The following is a 20,003-nucleotide window of genomic DNA, read 5'->3' as shown; positions in this document are numbered from 1 at the left end:
GAAGACCAGGCGTCGCCCGAACAGTGGTCAGTGGCAAAAAAGAAACACTGACCACTGACTACTGACAACGGACAAAATACCAATGAAACTGAACAATCGCGCTTGGTCTTGGTCCGATTGGGGTCGGGGATTACTCCAGTGGGTCAATCTTCGTCCAGAAGAAGGAGAGCGAACACTATTCATGTTCGCTTTCTATACCACAACTTCCATCGGCATCATCTGGGCAGAAGCTAGTACTGTAGCCCTTTTTCTGAAAGAGTATGGCGCAGAGCAATTGCCCCTGTTCTATATCCTCTCAGCGGGTATCGGTTCGAGCCTGGGCTTTGTCTACTCTTGGATGCAAAAGATTTTGCCTTTGCGCTGGGTAGTTGTCCTAGTAGCCTCCCTTGCAGTCATCCCCCTTGTCCTATTCCGCCTGGGATTAGATATTGTCTATTTGGCTGGCGTCACAGTCTTTCTGATGCGGCTGTGGGTGGAAGCGATTAACGTCCTCAATGACCTCAACACTTCCATTACTGCTAATCAACTCTTCAATATCCGGGAAATTAAGCGCACCTACCCCCTCATTAGTAGTGGCATCCTCGTTGCAGATGTTGTCAGTGGTTTTTCCCTCCCCCTAATCCTCGCCACCGTTGGACTGAATAACGTTTCCCTAGTTGCTGTCGTGATGATGGGGTTGGGAGCTTGTAGCCTTTTTTATCTCACCCAGCAGTACAAGCAAGCCTTTCCGGATTCTCCCGTCAGAGCCAACTTAAATCAAGAAAGCGACTTCACATCCAGGCGTCTGAGAGGCCCCTTACAGCGCTACGTCATCCCCTTATTTGGCTTCTTCATCGTCGGGCAGATTCTGTTTTTGTTAATCGATTTTCAGTATCTGAGTCAATTAGAGCTGAACTTTGATAGCAAAGAAATTGCCAGCTTCCTCGGTTTGTTTAGCGGCATCGTGGGTTTATGCGAACTAGCAACCCAGTGGTTTATCTCCAGTCGCGCCATCGAACGGCTGGGAGTATTTGTTGCCGCTATGTTGTTGCCTGTGGCAATTATTATTCTTAGCTTGGTTGCTCTCACTGGGATTACAGGCTTTTTTCTAGGTCTGATCTTCCTCAAATTTATAGACGAACTGCTGCGCTATACCCTTATGGCTGCCCTTGGGCCGGTTCTATTCCAACCGCTCCCCGATAACATTCGCAGCTCAATCATGGCTCAGGTGCGAGGCATTGCCGAATCCCTCTCCACAGGATTTACTGGAGCGGGGATTTTAGGCATCATCAGCTTGTTAGCCTTTGCTTTTCACAACCTGTCGGAGAACTCGCTGCGAGCGCTCCAAAGTTGGGTGTTTGTCGCCGTTATTATTATTTTTGCCCTCCTCTGGCTGTTAATTGTTTTCCTGCTCCGATCGAGCTATGTCGGCTTGCTGGTTCAGAGCGCTCAAGGAGAACGCCTAAGCGTCTCAGATGTCGATCTGCGAGTCCTCAAGCGTGCTGTCGTCGAAACACTGGAAAAACCAGGTACGGAAGCAGATAAACGCTCTTGCATCGAACTCCTGTGCCAAATCGACTTGGAGGATGTGGGCGAAATCCTTGCTCCGCTGCTGACGCACCTCACTCCAGCCTTGCAGCGCCAGAGCCTAGAAGCAATGCTGCTGACGCCGAATCCTACTTATTTAGACCAAGTTCAGGGGCTGATTGCTCAAAAACTCAATCCAGAAGTTCTTGCTGTTGCTCTGCGCTATATCTGGCTAACTCAGGAAACTCCTGATATTAGCCAGTTGCAGCCCTACCTCCGCCCAAACGTAGACCCGGTGGTGCGGGGAACCGCCGCCGCTTTAATATTGCGCCGGGGTACTCCGACGGAGAAAGCCGAAGCGACCAATACCTTGCGCCGGATGCTGACTCATCAACGGGAACGGGAACGAGTCATGGGTTGTCGAGCGCTGGGAGAGGCAGATTATTTGCAGGCACTGCGACTTTATATTCCTAGTTTGTTACAAGATGAGTCTTTGCGCGTGCGCTGCGCCTTGCTAGAGGTAATTTCTTCAACCCACTTACACGAATACTATCCGGCTCTGGTGCGAGGGCTTTACTACAAATCTACCCGCGAAGCCGCTCTCGGTGCGATTGTGCGTTTAGGAGATGAAGCGATTCCGATGCTGGTCGAGCTAGCACAAGATATCCACAAACCAGATTTGGTAAGGCTACAGGCTTGGAGCGCGATGGGTCAAATTGGCACGCCGGAAGCCCTCAATCAGTTGGTGGCTCATCTAAAAACCGGCTGGGGGACTACGCGACGCAACATCCTGCGAATTCTGCTCAAAATGCCCCATGAAACCGGAATAGATGGGGTTCTCGACCGCTTAGGTCGCAGCGGCGTTGAAATGTTGATTGAGCAGGAAATGCTGTTTGTCGGACACTTGTATGCTGCTTTAGTAGATTTGTCAGCGGATGAGCCAATCGAGTCGTTTTTCGCCTCAACACGAGAAGCGAACCAGTCAGCGCTCTCATTGCTACAACGGGCACTTCTGGAAGAGCAGTCGGATGTGATTGAGCGGTGTTTTTTGCTCATGAAGTTTCTTTATCCGGCTAGCTCGATTCAAGCAGCAGCATTTAATCTCCAATCTGATTCGCCGTCGAATATCGCGCTGGGGTTGGAAATTTTGGATAATACTCTAGATATTGCTAAGAAGCGATCGCTCGTGGGACTTCTCGACCGGCGACCGGAGAAAGAAAAACTGCAAAACTTGGCAGAGATGTTTCCTTATCAACCGATGATTCAGAGCGATCGCCTGCGTCGGTTGCTGGATTTACGTCATTTTCTGTCAGACTGGCCTTTAGCATGTTGTTTTCATGCAGCACGTCAGGCGAAATGGAGTTTGACGCCAGAACAGACGCTGGTGTGTCTGCGCCATCCCACCGGCTTTGTGCGGGAAGCGGTTTTGGCTTATTTGAGAGCCGCTGCACCCCGCGCTTTGCAGGAAATGTTGCCCGTCCTGAAAAATGACCGCGATCGCCTTGTCGCCGCCCAAGTTCAGCAGATGATGGCAGAACTGGGACAATAGAGGGACTAGAGACTCTGGACTCTGGATGATTACCCTAATGACGATGGGCTGTTCTCAAGTCTAAAGTCTAAAGTCCAAGGTCTAAAAGTCTAAAGTCTAAAAGTCCAAAGTCTAGAGTCTAGATTCCGATGTTAACCAGCGTTGAGCGCCTATTATTTGTCAGAGGCGTCCCGATTTTCCAGGAACTGCGGGATGATTTTCTGGTGCGGCTGGCTTCTGTGATGGATGAGCTATCCTTTCCAGCGCATCATACGATTTTTACCGAAGGACAAGAGGGGCGATCGCTCTACATTGTCGTTTCCGGCAGGGTACGGGTTCATTTTGGCGGTCGAGATTTGGCGCACTTAGAGCAGGGAGCCACCTTTGGGGAGATGTCGTTGTTTGATGCTGAGCCGCGTTCGGCTTCGATTACGACTTTGGAATCTTGCGAGTGTCTGATGCTGACGCAGTTGCAACTGTATGATGCGATTGATGAGACGCCAGGAATTGCGGTGAACATCATTCGTTTGCTGTCCCGCCGCATCCGCGAACTGAACAACAAAATCAACGTTTATAAGGCGGAAAGTCAGGAAGCAGATTTAAGTAAGGCGGGGAATTTGGGAGGATGAACTGCGAAGCAAGGAGAAAAAGCCAGGAAGAGACGCGATCGCGTTTTAGGTTGGTGGTTGTGGTAGACGCGATAGCGAAGCGCTGACTTGTCAGTTCGCACATTAACTAAGCGTCTTTATCAAGAGCGATCATCTTTCGCCCACCCTGTAGGTAGCATGGAAGCAGGAAATATTAGTCTTGATACGTATGTCTGCTAAAGATGTCTTTCATGAAGTTGTCAAGAGAGCTTTACAGAAGGACGGTTGGCAGATTACTCACGATCCGCTCTCAATTGGTGTGGGTGGTGTAAATATGTCTATTGATTTGGCAGCAGAAAAACTGATTGCAGCAGAACGGGAAGGTGAGAAGATTGCAGTTGAGGTCAAAAGCTTTCTGGAGAGGTCATCTGCAATATCAGAATTCCATACTGCATTAGGGCAATTCATCAATTACAGAGGTGCACTGAGGCGGCGAGAGCCAGAACGTATTTTATATTTAGCAGTGCCTCTGACGACTGACAAAACATTTTTTCAACTTGATTTTCCGAAGGCGATGGTGGAGGAAAATCAGGTCAAAATGATTATTTACGATGCAGAGCGTGAGGTGATTGTCGAATGGAGAAGCTAGCGCGGTATCGGCAACTTGTGCAACAAATGCTTTTGACCTATGGCAAGCGGAAGCCAGCTTACGGGGATATTGAAGTTGAGACGATTTTCGATATTGAGCGCGATCATTACCAAATTGTATATGTGGGGTGGGATCGGCAAGATTGGGTTCATAGTTGTGTCATCCACATTGACATCAAGGGTGGAAAGATTTGGCTTCAGTGGAACGCTACAGAGGATGATATTGCGGCGGATTTAGTTGCAGCAGGGGTTTTAAAGGAGGATATTGTGCTGGGATTTCAATCGCCGTTTATGCGACAGTTTACAGAATATGCGGCGGGTTAAGGGATCTTCCTGCACGAGCGCGTTTTAGGTTGGCGGTTGTGGTATAGCGTTACGCAAATACGTGAGGACATTGTTTGAAAGCAGCATCAACACAATCGCGAACGCTATCAAACTCATCCCAGCGTTGCCGCATCCAATTTTTCAGCACACTCCACCAATGCTCGAGCTTGTTCAAGTCTGGAGAATAGGGAGGCAGATACCAAATTTCACACCCGGCTTCTGTGACAATTTCCTCAATCGTCTGAGAATGGTGGAAACTAGCATTATCAATGACAATCACATCCCCTGGGTGCAATTGCGGGACCAGACACTCTCCTAACCACTGCTCAAACAAGTCCCGATTACAGGAGCCGACAAAGGTCATCGGTGCAAATAACTTTCCGAGTTTGAGTGCGGCAATCCAACTGACTCGCCCAGTGCGTTTGCCACACTTGAGGGCATAGAAGCGTTTTCCCCTCTGGCAGTAGCCATAGGGATAGTCATCTCGGTTATCGATGCCTGCTTCATCCACGTATACGACTTGAGGATAGGGGATACGCTTCAATCGGGCTTGAAAGGCTTGACGCTTGGACTCATCCCGTTCTCGATACCCATATGTTTTTTTTTACGGGTCAAACCAATCTTTTTTAGGGCATGGCTGATGTTTTGCTGCGTCACTTTATCGCCCCACAGCTTCGCCATCTGCGCCTGGGTCTTGCCTCCATACTGTTGAGCAAACGCTCGAAAGCGTTCCCAATCAGTAATTTTATGGCGACAGCCTTTTTGAAAGTGGGTGATGGCTTGACAATCCCCCGTTTGTGCTTCCCGCTTGAGCCATAGGTCTAGGGTATTACGACTGATGTTAAACATCTTCGCTACGTTTGTTTTGCGTTCTCCTCGTTTAACCGCTTCGATTGCTTTTTGGCGCAGGTCATAGCTGTAGGGAGCCGGCATGGTGACTCCTGAGTCCTCTTCTCTCCCTAGAATAACGTCCTAACGCATCTGTGTAATGCTATAGACGCGCTCATGCACTAAGAGAAGCGAAAAGACGCGATCGCATCCATCAGCCAAATTCTTTAATAGCTTAGTTAATTATCTGTACTGGCTTCCAACTATCCAACGATTTCCGAATTAAAGTTAATTCATCCATATATTCATTCAGTTGAGCTTTCCGTTCCTTTAAACTTGTCACAACTCGAGGGGGAATAACTTCCTTTTTTTGGGGTTCAGTTGCCAAATTCTCCAGGTCATTCCCTAATGCTTGAATTGGCTCATTAGTTAGCGTCTCTGTATTTTGGGAAGCTGCCTTTTCTTGCATATTTTCAGTTTCTAATTGCCCGCTTACAAGACGGGTATTCAGGGAATCTTCTATTGCTTTAGCAGCTTTATTGAGTTCTGCCAAAACTCCATTCAGAAGATTCCAACCTAAATTTTCAATAATTGTTTGAAGCACTATTTCTTGAATAACAGGAATTCCGCTATCTCTTAGAACTTTTGGCGCAATTTCTATAGGCTGGGGAACTCTAAATTCACCTTCCTCAGTTTCTTCTATATAGTTCCCTAAAAATACTTGGACGAACTCTTTTGTATGACTGCTAGTTGCTGTGCCGTTTTGAATCAGTTTTGCTAAAAGTCCTTTTCTAGAATTTGCCGAATAGATAATCGGACTTGAAAAACCTAAGCCGATTAACGTTTGTTTGCAGATTTCAATAACTTCAGAAACGTCTATATGTGTGTTTTTCGGCTCAACCTCATTAATAATAAAGAAAACCTTACCTTGATTGATTGCTAAAATTTGGCGATATTTCTCTATTATATTTTTTAAAAAAACGGATACAGAATAATTTTTAAAATTATTCTCATTTAAAATAAATAAGATTACATCGGTATTTTCTAAGGTTTCTAAGATTATCTGTTCTTGCTCTGTTGTCGGGGTGAATTTTATAGATGCTTGCTCATTTTCAACAGACAGATCGCTTAGAGTAAAGCCAGCTAGAGATGAAAGCGTGCTAATTGCTTCAATCGGATGTTCTATTTCAAAGCGGATAGTCCGAGCGGGATTATGTTGATTCCGAATAGATTGAGTATGCTCTAGGAATTTTTGGGCAATTTCGACCGCATCACCAGAAGCGATCGCAACAGGTTGCCAATGTCCTTCTCGATACTCCAGAAATCTATGCACTTGTCCAGAATCAATATGTCGGATATCGGTACGACAGACAGTAATCGCTTCAGCTTCACTCGGCAAAATATCTGCACCTATTAAGGCATTTAGGAAAGTGTTTTTGCCTGCATTCAGAGGAGCAATAACCGCAACTTGATACTTCTGCTCTTTTAAAGCATATAGCGCTTTAGTAATGTCATTTTCGATGCGTTGTAACGCCTTGGTATCGTCTTCCTCCCCTTCGCGTGTTGCTCGAATTTCTTGAAGGGACTGTAAGAGTAGCCTACCTGTGATGTAAATGCTGTCGTGTGCTGCTTGAAACTGTTCAGAAGACATAGCAATCGTCCGCCGAAAGGGGCTAGCGTAAGTTAGCTAAAGCTTACATCAGCTGAACGCAGAAGAAACAAACAAGAGTGACAGTTGCGATCGCAGGCTACTACACGCTCAAGCATTGCAGACACAAGTCGCGATCGCGTACAGCCCTTTGGGCATGAAAACAGTGAAGCGAGGCTTTAGTCTAGCGCCAACCTGTCGGTTCGCATCCGTCCACCCATCTTTTTTACGTCTCGCTTGACTCCTTCCCCGCTAGGGAAAAACGAAGACAATGCTTGAGAAATCGAGCCGGAATCTCCGGACAGCCGCCAAAATGAAGATGGACGTAAGAAGCATGAACGTGATGCACTGCCCATCCCTCACTGGTAACAGGACTCTTGGGATCGTACCCCCGAATTTGAAAAAGTGGCGCTTCCGGTTCCTCAGTTAGGTGAGAACGGTGAAACTCATGCCCCCAAACGGTTCCCCCAGCCGGGAGGAGGGGACTTTCTTGCAGCGCGATCGCTTGCCGATACCCTAAACTCAGGCGCGAACTCATGGCGGCTGTGGTGGATAAAACTCCTACCATCGGGAAAGAATTTCCCTCAAAATCTACAATTTTTTCGGACAAATACATTAAACCGCCACACTCGGCATAAGTGGGCATTCCCGCCAAAATAGCCTTCCGCACTGCATTACGAGTCGCGGTATTTTCAGCCAAGTTTTGGGCAAAAACTTCCGGGAAACCACCCCCAAAATATAATCCTTGGATGCCTTCTGGTAAGCTTTTGTCCGTCAGCGGACTCCAAAATACCAATTCTGCTCCCAGGGATGCAAGTGTATCTAGATTGTCCTGGTAATAGAAGCTAAAAGCGCGATCGCGGGCAACAGCAATTCTTAAGGGATCGAGGATATCCCCTGAAGGCTGGGATGAAGGATGAATTAATTCTATTTGTTGCCTTTGTTCTACCTTGAGAAGTGGCAAGAGGTGTTCCCACTCAAAGCAACTGTCTCCCAAATCCGCAAGCCGATCGATTAAAGCGTCCATCTGAGACAGCTCTGCGGTGGGCACCAAGCCCAGATGTCGGTCGGGAATAGTGATATTATCTTGTCGCCGCAAAATGCCTAGAACGGGCAAATGCAAGGGTTCTAGAGCATCTTTGAGCAGTTGCAGGTGACGATCGCTTCCCACCCGATTTAACACCACTCCAGCAATCTTGATTCTAGAGTCAAAAGAACGATAGCCATGAGCGATCGCTGCCACCGAACCAGATAACCGGCTGCAATCTAACACCAACAGCACGGGTAAATCCAAAAGCCGCGCAATATGAGCCGTACTTCCAAAGTCAGTGCTGAGTGCAAAATTTTCCGTTTCTTGCTCAAGATTTAACTTTTCATTCTGAATTCTCTTGACTCCGTCAAATAGCCCCATGACCCCTTCCACGAGGGCATAGTCGCTTCCGTAACGATGAGCAAGAAAAGACTGCTGCACGTAAGTTTCAGAGGTCAGTACCGGGTCTAAATTCCGGCAAGCACGACCAGTCACGTACGTGTGAAACATCGGGTCGATGTAATCTGGCCCTACTTTAAAAGATTGAACCTGGTAACTCCGACGACATAAAGACGACAGCAGGGCGAGCGTAACTGTCGTTTTGCCCACCCCGCTGCGTTCTCCGGCGATCGCTAATGCCATATTTACTCATTGCTTGTTGTTCATCGTTCATCTATGTTGCGATGAACAGTTGCTATGAACAATGAACAATTCGCGATTAACCATTCGCGCTCGCTAATTTGAGAATTGCCGCCGTGATCGCCATACTTTCTACGTAAAGCATATCCCGGCTCCAACGCCGCAACTGCTGACTTAACAAGAACTCAGCTTTTTGGTCAGACATCGGCGTTACCTGTTGAATCCGGCAAGCTTGGGCACCACCACCTGCCTCCATCCGCATACAACCCGTCGTTTCGGAACACAAAACCGTACAACAGTCTGCATCCAGGTTCGTCGAACTCAGACGTAGCGCAATCAAGTCACCCGGTATATCGCCCCAGTCAGCAGTAGGAATCCCTGCCAACTCCGCTTCTATTGTCCGCTGATCGGGAGCAACAAATTCAATCCGCTTGATGTCATAATCACCGCCTTCTTTGGTATATGAAACGGGGTGCCACTGCAACCGGCTCGCCAGCCAACCAATAAACATCAATGCTTGGTCAGGATTGCCCTTTTCATAATTAATCGTCACCTTATCCACTTCCTTAAGAGCCTCGCGGCGCTCTGGTGGATCGAAAGCTTCAGCGGTTAATTCTTGCCACGGAGCCAGCCGACGCCAATTGAGGTCGGCAACCGGAATGCCTTGTTCCAGAAGGGTTTGTACCCGCAGTAAATCATCCTGTGGTTCGTTGAAAACACAGGAGTCAACGATCACAGAATTGCAGACTGCTGCCAGCCGCTTAAACAGAGCATCATTGGGATCGGGCGTACCCTTCCACCAGAGAAACTTAGGTAGACCGCCGATTAGCAGCCCACTCACAATCCCACCGATGCGTTCCAAAGCTTCGGCAGTGCCTTGCAGAGTAATGTATTCGCAGCAGATTAGCGTATTATGACTTTGCTTTTGAATCGGGCAATAGGCTGAGACTTGGGCAGTCACGCCTTCATCTTCCCCAGAGACGGGACACAGGGCAATGATGCGACAGGGGTTAGCGGCAGCGATCGCATCCGCAATTCTAAAGCTATCTGAGGAAGACTGCTGACCATTACTGGCATCTGCCTCTTTTGTATTCCCATCGGAGCGCTTCTTTGCTTGCTCTACTCGCAGTCGGTCGAGGATTCCGGCATCCGTCTTGCCCGTTACTGGCAGTCCATAAGCTTTCTGAGCCGTCTTGATCGCCGCCTCTGTCAGCGGGCCATCAATTCCATCGATCGGGCCTTTGTAAAATCCTAAAGCTGCCAACAGCTGCTGAGTTTCCTCCGGTTCGTAAACCACAAAAGTAAATGTGGTTGCCCGCGTAGCCATCGGAGACTCGCCATTATCATTGTCGCTATTGTAGCTTTGCCAAATTTGATGCAGTTCCGCCTCAATTTCTGTCATTGAGACATCTTTAGGCGGTTGTATTGAAACAATCGGAAGAGATTGTGTTGCCATATTCAGTGATTGAGGAAAAGGTAATTGGTAAAAAGGTAATTGGTAATTGGTAAAAAGGTAATTGGTAAAAAGTTTTAAGTTGTAGAGGCGCGATTGATTGCGTCTGAGTTTTGAATGGAAGAGTTTCTTCTAACTTCAAACTCAATACTTACAACTCTGATTACCCATTACCGATTACCCATAACCCAACTACAATCTGCGCCAGCGGCGTCCATCTTGATTAATCAAGAATTCTGCTTCCTCTGGCTCCCAGGTTCCCGCTTCATACTGGGGAACCGATGCTGGGTCAGTGCTTGCTTCCCAAGCGTTTAATGCCGGTGTTACAACACGCCACGCTTCTTCCACTTCATCAGCTCTCGTGAACAAAGTTTGGTCGCCTAACATACAGTCGATTAACAGCCGGTCATAAGCATCGGACGTTGCCATCCCAAACGAGGAACCATAGCTAAAGTCCATATCTACCGAGCGCGTCCGCAGTTCTGTTCCCGGCATTTTGGCTTCAAAACGCAGAGAAATTCCTTCATTCGGCTGAATCCGCATCGTCAGCACATTCGGACTTGCTTGCTGGGCGGCAGATTGAAAGATTAAGAAAGGAACTTCGCGGAAGTGGATGGAAATCTCGCTGACCTTCTTGGGTAGACGCTTGCCGGTTCGCATATAGAAAGGAACTCCTTGCCAGCGCCAGTTATCAATTAGCAGCTTCATCGCTACATAAGTTGGCGTCGTGGAGTTGGGGTTGACCCCCGGTTCTTCTCGATATCCAGGCACCGGCTTACCCTTCATCCATCCAGCAGAGTATTGACCCCTAACCGCTGATAACTCCAGGTTATGCACGTCTGCCAGGTGAGTTGCTTGCAGAACCTTCATTTTTTCGGTGCGGATACTATCGGCATCCAGGGAATTGGGCGGTTCCATTGCCGTGAGACAGAAAGTCTGCATCAGGTGGTTCTGCATCATATCCCGCAAGGCTCCGGAGCTTTCGTAGTACCCGGCACGGTCTTCGACGCCTACGGTTTCTGCCACCGTAATTTGAACGTGATCGACAAACTGTCGGTTCCAAATCGGCTCAAAAATTGCGTTAGCGAAACGGAAAACCAGGAGATTCTGAACCGTTTCTTTACCCAGATAGTGGTCGATGCGGTAAACCTGTTTTTCTTGGCAAACCTGCTGCACTACGCGGTTTAGGGCTTGGGCGGAGTTGAGATCCCGTCCAAAAGGTTTTTCAATCACCAGACGGGTTTTCAGTGGGTCATCGAGCATGCCCGCCGTACCCAATTGGCGAAGCGCTTCTGGGAAGAAATTTGGAGAAACGGAGAGGTAAAATACGCGGTTTCCTCGCGTTCCGCGCTGACCATCCAATTCTGCTAAGAAGGCTTTCAGTTTCTGGTAACTTTCGGGCTTGTCAATATCACCAGGGCAGTAGTATAGACCTTGGGCGAAGTCGTGCCAGAGTTCTTCTGAGCCAATCCCATCGCTAAATTCTTCGATCCCCTCGCGCATCTGCTCCCGGAAGTAGTCGTGGCTCCACTCCCGACGCGCCACGCCGACAATGGTCATTTCCGCTGGCAGGCGTCGTTGCAGCTTCATCTGATAGAGAGCTGGCACGAGCTTCCGTTGCGTCAAGTCTCCGGATGCCCCGAAGATTACCAATATCTGCGGCTCTGGTATCCGTTCCTGCCGCAACCCAACACGTAAAGGATTTTCTAGCAGTGTGACCATAGAAGGATAGTTTTGAATTTTGAATCTTGAATTTTGAATTTTGAGTTTTGAGCTTTGAGTTTTAAATTCCTAGCTGAATTGATAACTTTGAATTATCAGACCCCTTTCTTAACTTAAAACTCAGCACTCAAAACTCAAAACTTTCTTACACAGGTTGCAGATGTTTGATTTTCTCTTCCAAGGATGCGGTTAGAGATTCAAAGGGCTTCACAAATTTCTCAATTCCTTCGACTAGCAATTCGTCCATCACTTCGTCTAGATTGATGTCGATGTCGGGGTCTTTGAGACTTTCAATCAGCTGATAGGCTTCTTCCACCCCAGTTTCAATGCGAGAAGCAACGTCGCAGTGGTCGGCGCAGGCTTCGATGGTATTCGGTGGCAAGGTGTTTACTGTGTCTGGGCCAACCAGCTCATCCACATACATGACATCGCTGTAGCTGGGGTCTTTGGTGCTGGTACTTGCCCACAACAACCGCTGGACATTTGCACCTTTTGCTGATAGGGCTTTCCAGCGATCGCTCTTAACGATCTCTTTGTACTTCTGGTAGGCAATTTTGGCGTTAGCGATCGCGATTTTGCCCTTAATTGCCATCAGTTCTGCCTTTTTCTCGATTCTATCAACGCCTGCTTTCAGCTTGGCATCAATACGAGCATCAATATTAATATCGATGCGGCTGAGGAAGAAACTCGCTACCGAGGAGATTTTGCTGATGTCTTTGCCTTCCGCTGCCCGCTTTTCTAAGCCGCGAATGTAAGCCCAAGCGGTCTCAACATAGCTCTCAACGGAGAATAGCAGCGTCACGTTGACGTTGATCCCCTCTGAGATGACTTGCTCGACGGCTGGCAAACCTGCCGTGGTGCCGGGAATCTTGATCATGACGTTATCTTTACCGATTTCTTGGTAATAACGCCGAGCTTCCTCAATCGTGCCTTGGGTGTCGTGGGCGATGTTTGGCGGTACTTCAATGCTGACGTACCCATCCAGACCTTCAGAGGAGTCATAGACAGGGCGGAGGATGTCGCAGGCATTGCGGATATCTTCAAACACCAAGGATTCGTAAATTTTCTCAACGGGCAATCCAGCTTTGATCCCGGCTTCAATGTCGGCGTCGTAGATGGCATTTCCAGCGATCGCTTTTTCAAAGATGGCTGGATTAGAGGTGATCCCGCAGATCCCTTTATTCTCAACCATATCTTTGAGTTCGCCGCTTTGAATCAAATCACGGGTCAAGTTATCCATCCAGATACTCTGACCGTATTGTTTGATCTCTAATAGATGATTGTTTGGCATATCTGTCATTTTTTGGCTCCTAACAATTGTCTTTGTAACGCTAGATCGAGAATGTTCCCGTTGAGCAGCTTGAAAGGTCAATACGGGAATTTTTCAAGAAAGCAAAACCTTATTGAGGCACGCGCGATCGCGCGATCGCGTTTTTATCCTCATCCCATGCCCGTTTCTGAATAAAAGATTCCACCAAGGTGACATCTTCTTTGCTACCGATCAGCAATGGCGATCGCGCATGAAGGGCGTTTGGCACTACGTCCAAAATCTCTTGCGTACCCGTACTTGCTCGACCCCCGGCTTGCTCTATTAAAAAGGCTAAGGGAGCCGATTCATACAGCAACCGCAATTTTCCTTCTGGTTTTTTCACAGTACCGGGGTAAAGGAAAACACCTCCTTGGAAGAGAATCCGGTGAATATCGCCCACCAGCGCCCCGCCGTATCGAGCCGTATAGCCTTCCTGTCGATGAACATAGCGGATATAGTCTCGCAAGGGTTCTTCCCACTGCCAGAAATTTCCCTCATTGACACTATAAATAGAGCCGTGATTGGGAATCTGAATGTTTTCACTTGAAAGGATAAACTCGCCTAAGCTGGGATCGAGGGTGAAAGCATGAACCCCAGTACCAATCGAATAAACCAGCATCGTGCTAGGCCCGTATAGCACATAACCTGCGGCGATTTGTTTGCGCCCGTTTTGCAATAAATCACCGCCGGTTTGATTTTCATCCGTTCCTTCTTGTTGGCGAATTGCGAAGATGGAACCCACGTTGATATTGATATCTACATTCGAGGAGCCATCAATCGGGTCATAGAGCAGGGTATAGCGCCCGATGGGGCAATTTTCGGGAATATAGTAAGGCTTCTCCATTTCCTCGGATGCCAAACGGCAGACTAAACCGCTTTGCTTAAATACCGAGATAAATACGTCATTGGCATAGACATCCATCTTTTTGACGGATTCCCCTTGCACATTCACATCACCCGTAAATCCCAGCACGCCTTCGAGTAATCCTGCCCTGCTGAGTCGTCGCGCAATCAACTTTGCCGCGAGGGCAATGCGATTCATAATCGCGCTCAAGTCCTGGGCATCTGCCGAAAAGCTGTGGAGTTGCTGCAAAACGTGACGAGATAGCGTTGTGCAGTCGCGATCTAGGGCTTGTTCCTGAACGACGAAAGGCTGTTCCACGTTGGACATAGTTTTCGTCCTCCCTTTCAATAAATGCTTTGTTAACAGGGCAGCTCTCATTGAGCTACTGCCCCAACATATCAAGACCTGGTCGCTCTACCTTCTATCTTAGGGAGCCATTTCTCAGGATGGTGTTTAACTTTATATCAACTAAAGAAATAAAATCTTTAGACGCGCTTTATTGTCTAAAAGGCAACAAGGCTGAAATTAGATAATTACCGCTCGCAATCCAAAAAAACAAGATGGGAGAATACAAACGGATCGGAATCCTGACCAGTGGGGGTGACTGTGCGGGGCTAAATGCTGTGATTCGGGCAGTTGTCCGCTGTGCAAATGGTAAGTACGGCTGGGAAGTGTGGGGGATTTGCCGGTCTACGCTGGGCTTAATGAGCAGTCCGCCAGAAGCAATCAAGCTGGAGTTTGATAAGGTAGACCACTTGCTCACGATGGGCGGTACAGTGCTGGGAACGACGAACAAAGGAAATCCCTTTGCGTTTCCAATGGCGGATGGAAGTTTGCGCGATCGCTCAGAAGACATTATTGCGGGCTACCATCAACTAGGCTTGTCAGCTTTAATTGGAGTTGGCGGGGACGGCAGTTTAGCGATTCTCCGAAAACTCGCGCAACAAGGCGGGATCAACTTAGTCGGGATTCCCAAAACCATTGATAACGATGTTGGTAGCACTGAGCGTTCTATCGGATTTGATACCGCCGTCAACATCGCCACCGAAGCCCTCGACCGATTGCACTTTACTGCGGCTAGCCACAATCGAGTCATGATCCTGGAAGTGATGGGGCGCGATGCCGGTCATATTGCCCTGAATGCGGGGATCGCCGGTGGAGCTAATGTGATCTTGATCCCGGAAATTCCTTACACCATTGAAAATGTCTGTCGCAAAATTCGGAATCGTCAAGCGATGGGAAAGAATTTCTCGATCGTCATTGTCTCAGAGGCGGTTTGCACGGCTGAAGGCAATCCAGTTAAGAGTATGGATCGATTCGGGGAATGTCGATTAGGCGGAATCGGACAGTATTTGGCAGAGGAAATTTCGATTGCTAGTGGTGCAGAAACCCGCGTGACTGTTTTAGGTCACGTTCAGCGAGGGGGACTGCCTTCGCCCCTGGATCGGTTACTGGCAACTGCCTTTGGGGTGGCGGCGGTCGATCTTATCGCTGAGGAAAAGTACGATCGCGTTGTTACCTGGCAAAACCGCGAGATTGTCAGCGTGCCAATTGCTGAAGCGATTGGACAATACAGAGCCGTCGATCCCGACGATACTTTGGTCAAAACTGCCAGAGGTTTGGGGATTTGCCTTGGAGATTAAAAGACTAAAGTTCTGCGATCGCGGTGTAGAAATATTTAACAGAGCAATCTGCGATCGCGAAGCTTTCTGTTTCGCTCTACCAGCTTAGAGACTTAACTTAGGAACTTAACGAGCCGCCGGATTCTCCACCGCCACGACTCGTCTCTTGTGTAAGCCATCAGCATCGATTCTGCTCAGTGTTGAGAAGCGGTGGCAATGTGTGACAAAACCAGCACGGTTGTCCTTTTTCAGGAGTGTTTTTCAAACAACCGTGCTGATTTCGCCCTATCTTTCCTTAAAATCTGCTTCGCCTCGCGCCGCCGCGATCGTCCTCCTTGGGTCGTGCTTTATTCACTCTAAGCTGACGGCCCATCCATTCAGCCCCATCTAATTCGGTGATGGCTGCGTCTTCTTGGGCATCATCTGTCATTTCAACAAAAGCAAATCCGCGCATACGTCCCGTTTCGCGGTCTGTCGGTAAGACAACTCGCTTCACCGCGCCGTACTCTGCAAAGACTGCTGTCAAATCTTCTTCGGTCGCTTGGTAAGACAGGTTTCCAACGTAAATGGTCATGTGGATCGATAAAGCTGAACGAGGAACTAAAGTTCAGAACCCCTAGATGGCTAGATGTGACCCATAATGCCAGGTCAAGACTTATTTACCAATGGTGAATTTTCATCAACCCAGCCCACAAATGTGGCTGCACGAGTCCCAAATCCGACCATTAATAGGACTGAACTTTTAGGTTTCGTCCTATCATAGCCTACTAATTTCATTGTGGGAGAGTATCTAGGATACACGCTGAGGGGTTCTCTAATTATTAAAATTCCCTGACTTTTAGCAGTGGCTCAGAAGGCATTGCCCAAGGGAGAATTTCAAAGATTAGGGAGGCTAAATTTCCCAGAAAAATCGACCGATCCGCTGCCAGCTTTCCAGCCGTCTTTATCTTTAGCCTCCTTCAGCTTTCGATGCCAAGTTAGTCAATAGAAATTGACTGTGGACCACTACCTTTGCCGTTACCACTGCCGTTGGAAGAAGCGGTAGGGGAAGGAGCTACACCTGCCTGTCCGTCAAGCCAGGTTTTCACGGGGTCATCATTCAGGTTGATGCGGAGTAAACCAGAAACCAATCCGCCTAAGAAAGCGCCTGGGTGCTGAGTGAATTCTTTAAAGAGCGGGGTTAGTTCATCGAGAAACATTGAGAGTCTCCTGTTGCTACCTGATAGTAACTGATGTCTATCCGTCGATCGTAGCGTGTCCGATTGCGGGTAGTGGTATGGGAAGATGCGATCGCATCTTCCCAAAAACAAGGTTTACACCTCTAGCCAGACTTTTGGTCGGAGAATAAGCACTTATCCGAGTCGCACCCAGCGGGACCGACTTCCATCAAATAGCCTGAATCGTAGCGACTTAAGGCAGCATGAAAATTTTCGGTCTGGCGTCGCTTTTCGACTTCCTGGACTATCTGCTCATACTGCTCTTTGGCGATTGGCTCAAACGGCAAGCGCGGAAACGTCTGATGATCGTCGAAGCGAGCTAGAAGCGCTGCTGAGATGTAACCCTGATCGTCTCGGATTGCTTCGTAAATCCGAGTGCCTAACGCTTCGATCTCGCTCTCGCGCAACTCGATGGTCGCGGAGGTGTTGTGACGCACAAAGAATTTTTGAACTTGCATATAAAAATCCATTTGCGCGATCGCGTTAAACTTGCCAATCTCGATTTGATCGGCTCCCGGTAAATCCGCCCAAGCGACAGCAACGGGGATTTCTACCAGCCATTCCGAGCATCTGGGATCGAAGGGATCGTTCAGGAGATTGCCGTTTTCATCTTTATCAGACTGAGACGGAATCACGTTGTACCCGTAGTCAATACACGCCAGAGCAACTGGGTCATTCTTTCTGAAGGTGATCCGGCGCAGAAAACGTTGAGCTTTTGGCGGATGCCAGCCCGGTGAAGCGCCTGTCAGCAAGGATTTTGTCCCGGAAGGCTGAACCGTGGTGCAGCGGTTGGGGCGTTTGATGCCGTGGCGATCGCAATAATCCCATACCACTTGATGCACCGTTTCCCGCCAGCGCGTCAGATATTCCTGCTCCTGTTTCTTAAAGCTTAGTCCTGCCTCTGTTTCCGGTCTCCCTGCTTCCCACCAGCGCAACCAATCTACACCAAAGGCATTCACAAAGAAATCAAATAATCCTGTGAAAGAAACTCCCACAATTGGATCGAGTTCCCGTGACTTTCGATAGCGTTCTTCGACAAATTCGTGATTGAGCAGCGAGGCGACTGATAATGCTCCCGCTGTAAAAGCTTCCTCTTGTTCTTTATAGTTATGTGGGTCAATTTGATTGAGATGAACCTCCGAAAGGTTGCAGTGGAAGTTTGAGCCGATGATTTCCGGTTTTGTTATCCACTATTTCTAGTGGTCTCGGACTATATCTTCACCTGGTCTAGGTGGAGGGCGCTATCTGACCATTATTGGTTTCCCGCAGGTCTAGTCTCTGAACCTTCTCCAGCTCTGGGGCTACCTGCCTTACATCTGGAGCTTGGCTGCTGATTACCTTGCACCTTTTTGGGTGTTTAGGCTTCCAGCAATTCACCCTCTGACTATCTAACCTGTTCCCAGGTTAGGCGGCAAAATCTAAGCTACCGCAAGGATTCAAACCAACACGAGCTAATCGATGCTCTATCTCATCAGGAGATAGGTGGGGGTAGTGTTCTCCTAACCACTGTTCAGCGCTACCTTGACTATAAGCTTGCAGAAAATCAGTTTTCAGCTCAGGGGTTTCTAATAGATCGCAGTTGGCTCTTGCTACTGCTTCTCCTGCCCATTGAATTGCGCCTTCCCCGGAATAATGCTGCTGACGAACAGAGGCAAGGCATTCTTCTAGAGTGGGTTTGTGGTGAAAAACTCTAGTGTGATTTGCCATGCGAAGCGCATCCCGTTCTGGATCGATGCGCCAGTTGCCGTTTTCATCTTGCTGCCAAAGATTGCCTTTCGCGTCGGCAAATTTTTCATCATCGCTAGAACCTTGCCTCATTCCAGCTGAGCGCCTGACGTTGCCAGCAACCACGACAACGGCGGCTTCATCTATTAATAAACAGCACTCAACCGAATTCAGACGCCTTCCTAGAGCTTTATTTAAAATTGACGCGCAACGTTCGTAAAGACCTGACAACTTCACCGGATTGGCAACGCCACCAAAGCCTTTGAGGGGTTCTCCAGCTGCTCGGACATCGCTGAGGTCGATGGATACCTGTACTTCTGCTGTGAAGCGCTCATCGCTCGATAATTCCAGCAAAGTTTGATAAGACTTAACCCAGCCTTGGCGACTGTCTCCGACGTAAATTTTGACTTTTTCGCCCTCTACTTTCACTTCTGTCAGTTCGCGGCGCTGCAACGCAGGAGTAGAGCCAATCTCACCTTGTACCGTCACCACAAGGCGATTGCGAATTTGTGGCAGTTGATTAATGTATTTTGGTTCGAGAACGGCTCCAGTGCCACACCCCATCATTGCCAAATCCATCATCAGACCGAAGGCACGCCAGTCTACTACATTGGTGCTGGTGCAGTTGTAGGCTCCTGAGAAGTTTTCGGGTCTTTCAATCCACTCGCTGCCGCCCACCCAGAGCCAACGTCCAGAGGCAAGAGCTTTCATCTGGCGCTGCATGCGATCGATCGTGTCAGCTTCTTTAGGGGTGAGCTTGCCAAGCTTCGTCAACGCCCTAATCGTGCGATCGCACACTTCATCCCAAGTCTCGCGCCCCGATTGGGTGCGACGGCTGTACGTCCTAAAAAATACAGGATTCGCAGCCGGTGCCGTTTCAGGAAACCGGCTCGTCTGGATTACTCGCTCAAGCTCTCGAACCATAGGTCAAGTCTGATTGGTTTTGGGAAAATTCACAGATCACTTACTATACGCGATCGCAGATATGGGGTCAAAGCTTGAAAAATCGAGGAAATTGCGCTATCCGTGTGGCTTTCTAGATAAAATTGGTACAGTAAAATATCCCATTGAGCGGCTCAATTGGTCACAGTCGTAATAGTTACAAGAGCGTCAAAAGGCAAAAATTAAGGGCGATTGTCAGCCGCCCTTTCCCATCGTTTGAGATTACTGTCTTGCTTTCAATTGCCTTTTTGAGAGGCGGTGCAAACGTTCAACAGCAAACTTATTTCACGAGCGCAACAGACAGGATCTTCCCAGTTACAAATACTCCCTGTCGCAGTCATTTGGCTCATCAAATTCGGAGGGCAGCAAGTCGCAAAGTTACCAGATTGAGATCGCGTTAATTTTCCCAAATCCGTTAAGGGACTGCCAGG

The 20,003-nt window shown here is 48.4% G+C and carries 14 protein-coding genes and 2 pseudogenes; 5 read left to right on the top strand and 11 right to left on the bottom strand.

What is annotated here, in order from left to right:
• Window positions 1-82: 82 nt before the first annotated feature.
• The 4 genes from NC996_RS11850 (at window position 83) to NC996_RS11835 (ending at window position 4,593) form a co-directional block, all read left to right on the top strand.
• Window positions 83-3,055 (top strand): HEAT repeat domain-containing protein, encoded by a 2,973-nt coding sequence (locus NC996_RS11850; RefSeq protein WP_190687405.1) that lies wholly within the window; start codon window positions 83-85, stop codon window positions 3,053-3,055.
• A gap of 128 nt (window positions 3,056-3,183) precedes the next feature.
• Window positions 3,184-3,663 (top strand): Crp/Fnr family transcriptional regulator, encoded by a 480-nt coding sequence (locus tag NC996_RS11845; RefSeq protein WP_190429295.1) that lies wholly within the window; start codon window positions 3,184-3,186, stop codon window positions 3,661-3,663.
• Between the two features lie 187 nt (window positions 3,664-3,850).
• Entirely contained in the window at window positions 3,851-4,270 is a 420-nt protein-coding gene (locus NC996_RS11840) for a XisH family protein (protein WP_190687403.1), read from the top strand.
• Window positions 4,258-4,593, top strand: coding sequence for a XisI protein (locus tag NC996_RS11835; protein ID WP_190687401.1), 336 nt, complete (start codon window positions 4,258-4,260; stop codon window positions 4,591-4,593). The genes NC996_RS11840 and NC996_RS11835 overlap by 13 nt, the downstream gene beginning before the upstream one ends.
• Window positions 4,594-4,642: 49 nt before the next feature.
• On the opposite strand, the gene NC996_RS11830 is transcribed toward NC996_RS11835, so the two are convergent.
• The 7 genes from NC996_RS11830 to fbp all read right to left on the bottom strand — a co-directional run bounded on the left by NC996_RS11830 (window position 4,643) and on the right by fbp (window position 14,393).
• Window positions 4,643-5,526 (bottom strand): IS630 family transposase gene (locus NC996_RS11830; protein ID WP_199303191.1). Its coding sequence is split into 2 segments (ribosomal slippage): window positions 4,643-5,197 and window positions 5,200-5,526, totalling 882 coding nucleotides; the frame shifts between segments, so codons are not numbered across the junction.
• 130 nt (window positions 5,527-5,656) lie between these two features.
• Window positions 5,657-7,072: a dynamin family protein gene (locus NC996_RS11825; protein WP_190687398.1), complete on the bottom strand. Its 1,416-nt coding sequence runs from the start codon at window positions 7,070-7,072 to the stop codon at window positions 5,657-5,659.
• Between the two features lie 223 nt (window positions 7,073-7,295).
• Window positions 7,296-8,741, bottom strand: coding sequence for a cobyrinate a,c-diamide synthase (locus NC996_RS11820; protein ID WP_190687395.1), 1,446 nt, complete (start codon window positions 8,739-8,741; stop codon window positions 7,296-7,298).
• Between the two features lie 76 nt (window positions 8,742-8,817).
• A complete protein-coding gene (gene opcA / locus NC996_RS11815) occupies window positions 8,818-10,194 on the bottom strand; it encodes a glucose-6-phosphate dehydrogenase assembly protein OpcA (protein ID WP_190410350.1) in 1,377 nt (458 codons plus the stop codon).
• Window positions 10,195-10,383: 189 nt separating this feature from the next.
• Complete coding sequence (gene zwf, locus NC996_RS11810; RefSeq protein WP_190526116.1) at window positions 10,384-11,913, bottom strand: glucose-6-phosphate dehydrogenase; 1,530 nt, start codon at window positions 11,911-11,913, stop codon at window positions 10,384-10,386.
• Between the two features lie 145 nt (window positions 11,914-12,058).
• Entirely contained in the window at window positions 12,059-13,204 is a 1,146-nt protein-coding gene (gene tal, locus NC996_RS11805; RefSeq protein WP_190687480.1) for a transaldolase, read from the bottom strand.
• Between the two features lie 109 nt (window positions 13,205-13,313).
• Complete coding sequence (gene fbp / locus NC996_RS11800) at window positions 13,314-14,393, bottom strand: class 1 fructose-bisphosphatase (protein ID WP_190410352.1); 1,080 nt, start codon at window positions 14,391-14,393, stop codon at window positions 13,314-13,316.
• 233 nt (window positions 14,394-14,626) lie between these two features.
• On the opposite strand from fbp, the gene NC996_RS11795 reads away from it, so the two are divergent.
• The gene (locus NC996_RS11795; protein ID WP_190429299.1) at window positions 14,627-15,709 is read left to right on the top strand and encodes an ATP-dependent 6-phosphofructokinase; all 1,083 of its coding nucleotides are present in this window, start codon (window positions 14,627-14,629) and stop codon (window positions 15,707-15,709) included.
• A gap of 274 nt (window positions 15,710-15,983) precedes the next feature.
• Here the strand turns inward: NC996_RS11795 and NC996_RS11790 are convergent, their stop codons facing one another.
• The 4 genes and pseudogenes from NC996_RS11790 to nrdJ (NC996_RS11775) form a co-directional block, all read right to left on the bottom strand.
• Complete coding sequence (locus NC996_RS11790; protein ID WP_190410354.1) at window positions 15,984-16,262, bottom strand: RNA-binding protein; 279 nt, start codon at window positions 16,260-16,262, stop codon at window positions 15,984-15,986.
• Window positions 16,263-16,665: 403 nt separating this feature from the next.
• A complete protein-coding gene (locus NC996_RS11785) occupies window positions 16,666-16,887 on the bottom strand; it encodes a hypothetical protein (protein WP_190410355.1) in 222 nt (73 codons plus the stop codon).
• A 122-nt stretch (window positions 16,888-17,009) separates the two neighbouring features.
• A pseudogene (gene nrdJ, locus NC996_RS11780) lies at window positions 17,010-18,080 on the bottom strand (ribonucleoside-triphosphate reductase, adenosylcobalamin-dependent); the annotation flags it as partial.
• Between the two features lie 244 nt (window positions 18,081-18,324).
• Window positions 18,325-19,554: pseudogene (gene nrdJ, locus NC996_RS11775) on the bottom strand (ribonucleoside-triphosphate reductase, adenosylcobalamin-dependent); the annotation flags it as partial.
• Window positions 19,555-20,003 lie beyond the last annotated feature (449 nt).

Source organism: Trichocoleus sp. ST-U2 (assembly GCF_039961875.1).
Classification (GTDB): domain Bacteria; phylum Cyanobacteriota; class Cyanobacteriia; order Cyanobacteriales; family FACHB-T130; genus FACHB-T130.
The sequence above is the reverse complement of the archived record's forward strand: the minus strand, read 5'-3'. Positions and strand labels throughout refer to the sequence as shown.

What these genes read in the sequence shown, in the direction of transcription:
- NC996_RS11850 (WP_190687405.1), top strand. Translation starts at nt 83, where the DNA reads ATGAAACTGAACAATCGCGCTTGGTCTTGGTCCGATTGGGGTCGGGGA.
- NC996_RS11845 (WP_190429295.1), top strand. Translation starts at nt 3,184, where the DNA reads ATGTTAACCAGCGTTGAGCGCCTATTATTTGTCAGAGGCGTCCCGATT.
- NC996_RS11840 (WP_190687403.1), top strand. Translation starts at nt 3,851, where the DNA reads ATGTCTGCTAAAGATGTCTTTCATGAAGTTGTCAAGAGAGCTTTACAG.
- NC996_RS11835 (WP_190687401.1), top strand. Translation starts at nt 4,258, where the DNA reads ATGGAGAAGCTAGCGCGGTATCGGCAACTTGTGCAACAAATGCTTTTG.
- NC996_RS11825 (WP_190687398.1), bottom strand. Translation starts at nt 7,072, where the DNA reads ATGTCTTCTGAACAGTTTCAAGCAGCACACGACAGCATTTACATCACA.
- NC996_RS11820 (WP_190687395.1), bottom strand. Translation starts at nt 8,741, where the DNA reads ATGGCATTAGCGATCGCCGGAGAACGCAGCGGGGTGGGCAAAACGACA.
- opcA (WP_190410350.1), bottom strand. Translation starts at nt 10,194, where the DNA reads ATGGCAACACAATCTCTTCCGATTGTTTCAATACAACCGCCTAAAGAT.
- zwf (WP_190526116.1), bottom strand. Translation starts at nt 11,913, where the DNA reads ATGGTCACACTGCTAGAAAATCCTTTACGTGTTGGGTTGCGGCAGGAA.
- tal (WP_190687480.1), bottom strand. Translation starts at nt 13,204, where the DNA reads ATGCCAAACAATCATCTATTAGAGATCAAACAATACGGTCAGAGTATC.
- fbp (WP_190410352.1), bottom strand. Translation starts at nt 14,393, where the DNA reads ATGTCCAACGTGGAACAGCCTTTCGTCGTTCAGGAACAAGCCCTAGAT.
- NC996_RS11795 (WP_190429299.1), top strand. Translation starts at nt 14,627, where the DNA reads ATGGGAGAATACAAACGGATCGGAATCCTGACCAGTGGGGGTGACTGT.
- NC996_RS11790 (WP_190410354.1), bottom strand. Translation starts at nt 16,262, where the DNA reads ATGACCATTTACGTTGGAAACCTGTCTTACCAAGCGACCGAAGAAGAT.
- NC996_RS11785 (WP_190410355.1), bottom strand. Translation starts at nt 16,887, where the DNA reads ATGTTTCTCGATGAACTAACCCCGCTCTTTAAAGAATTCACTCAGCAC.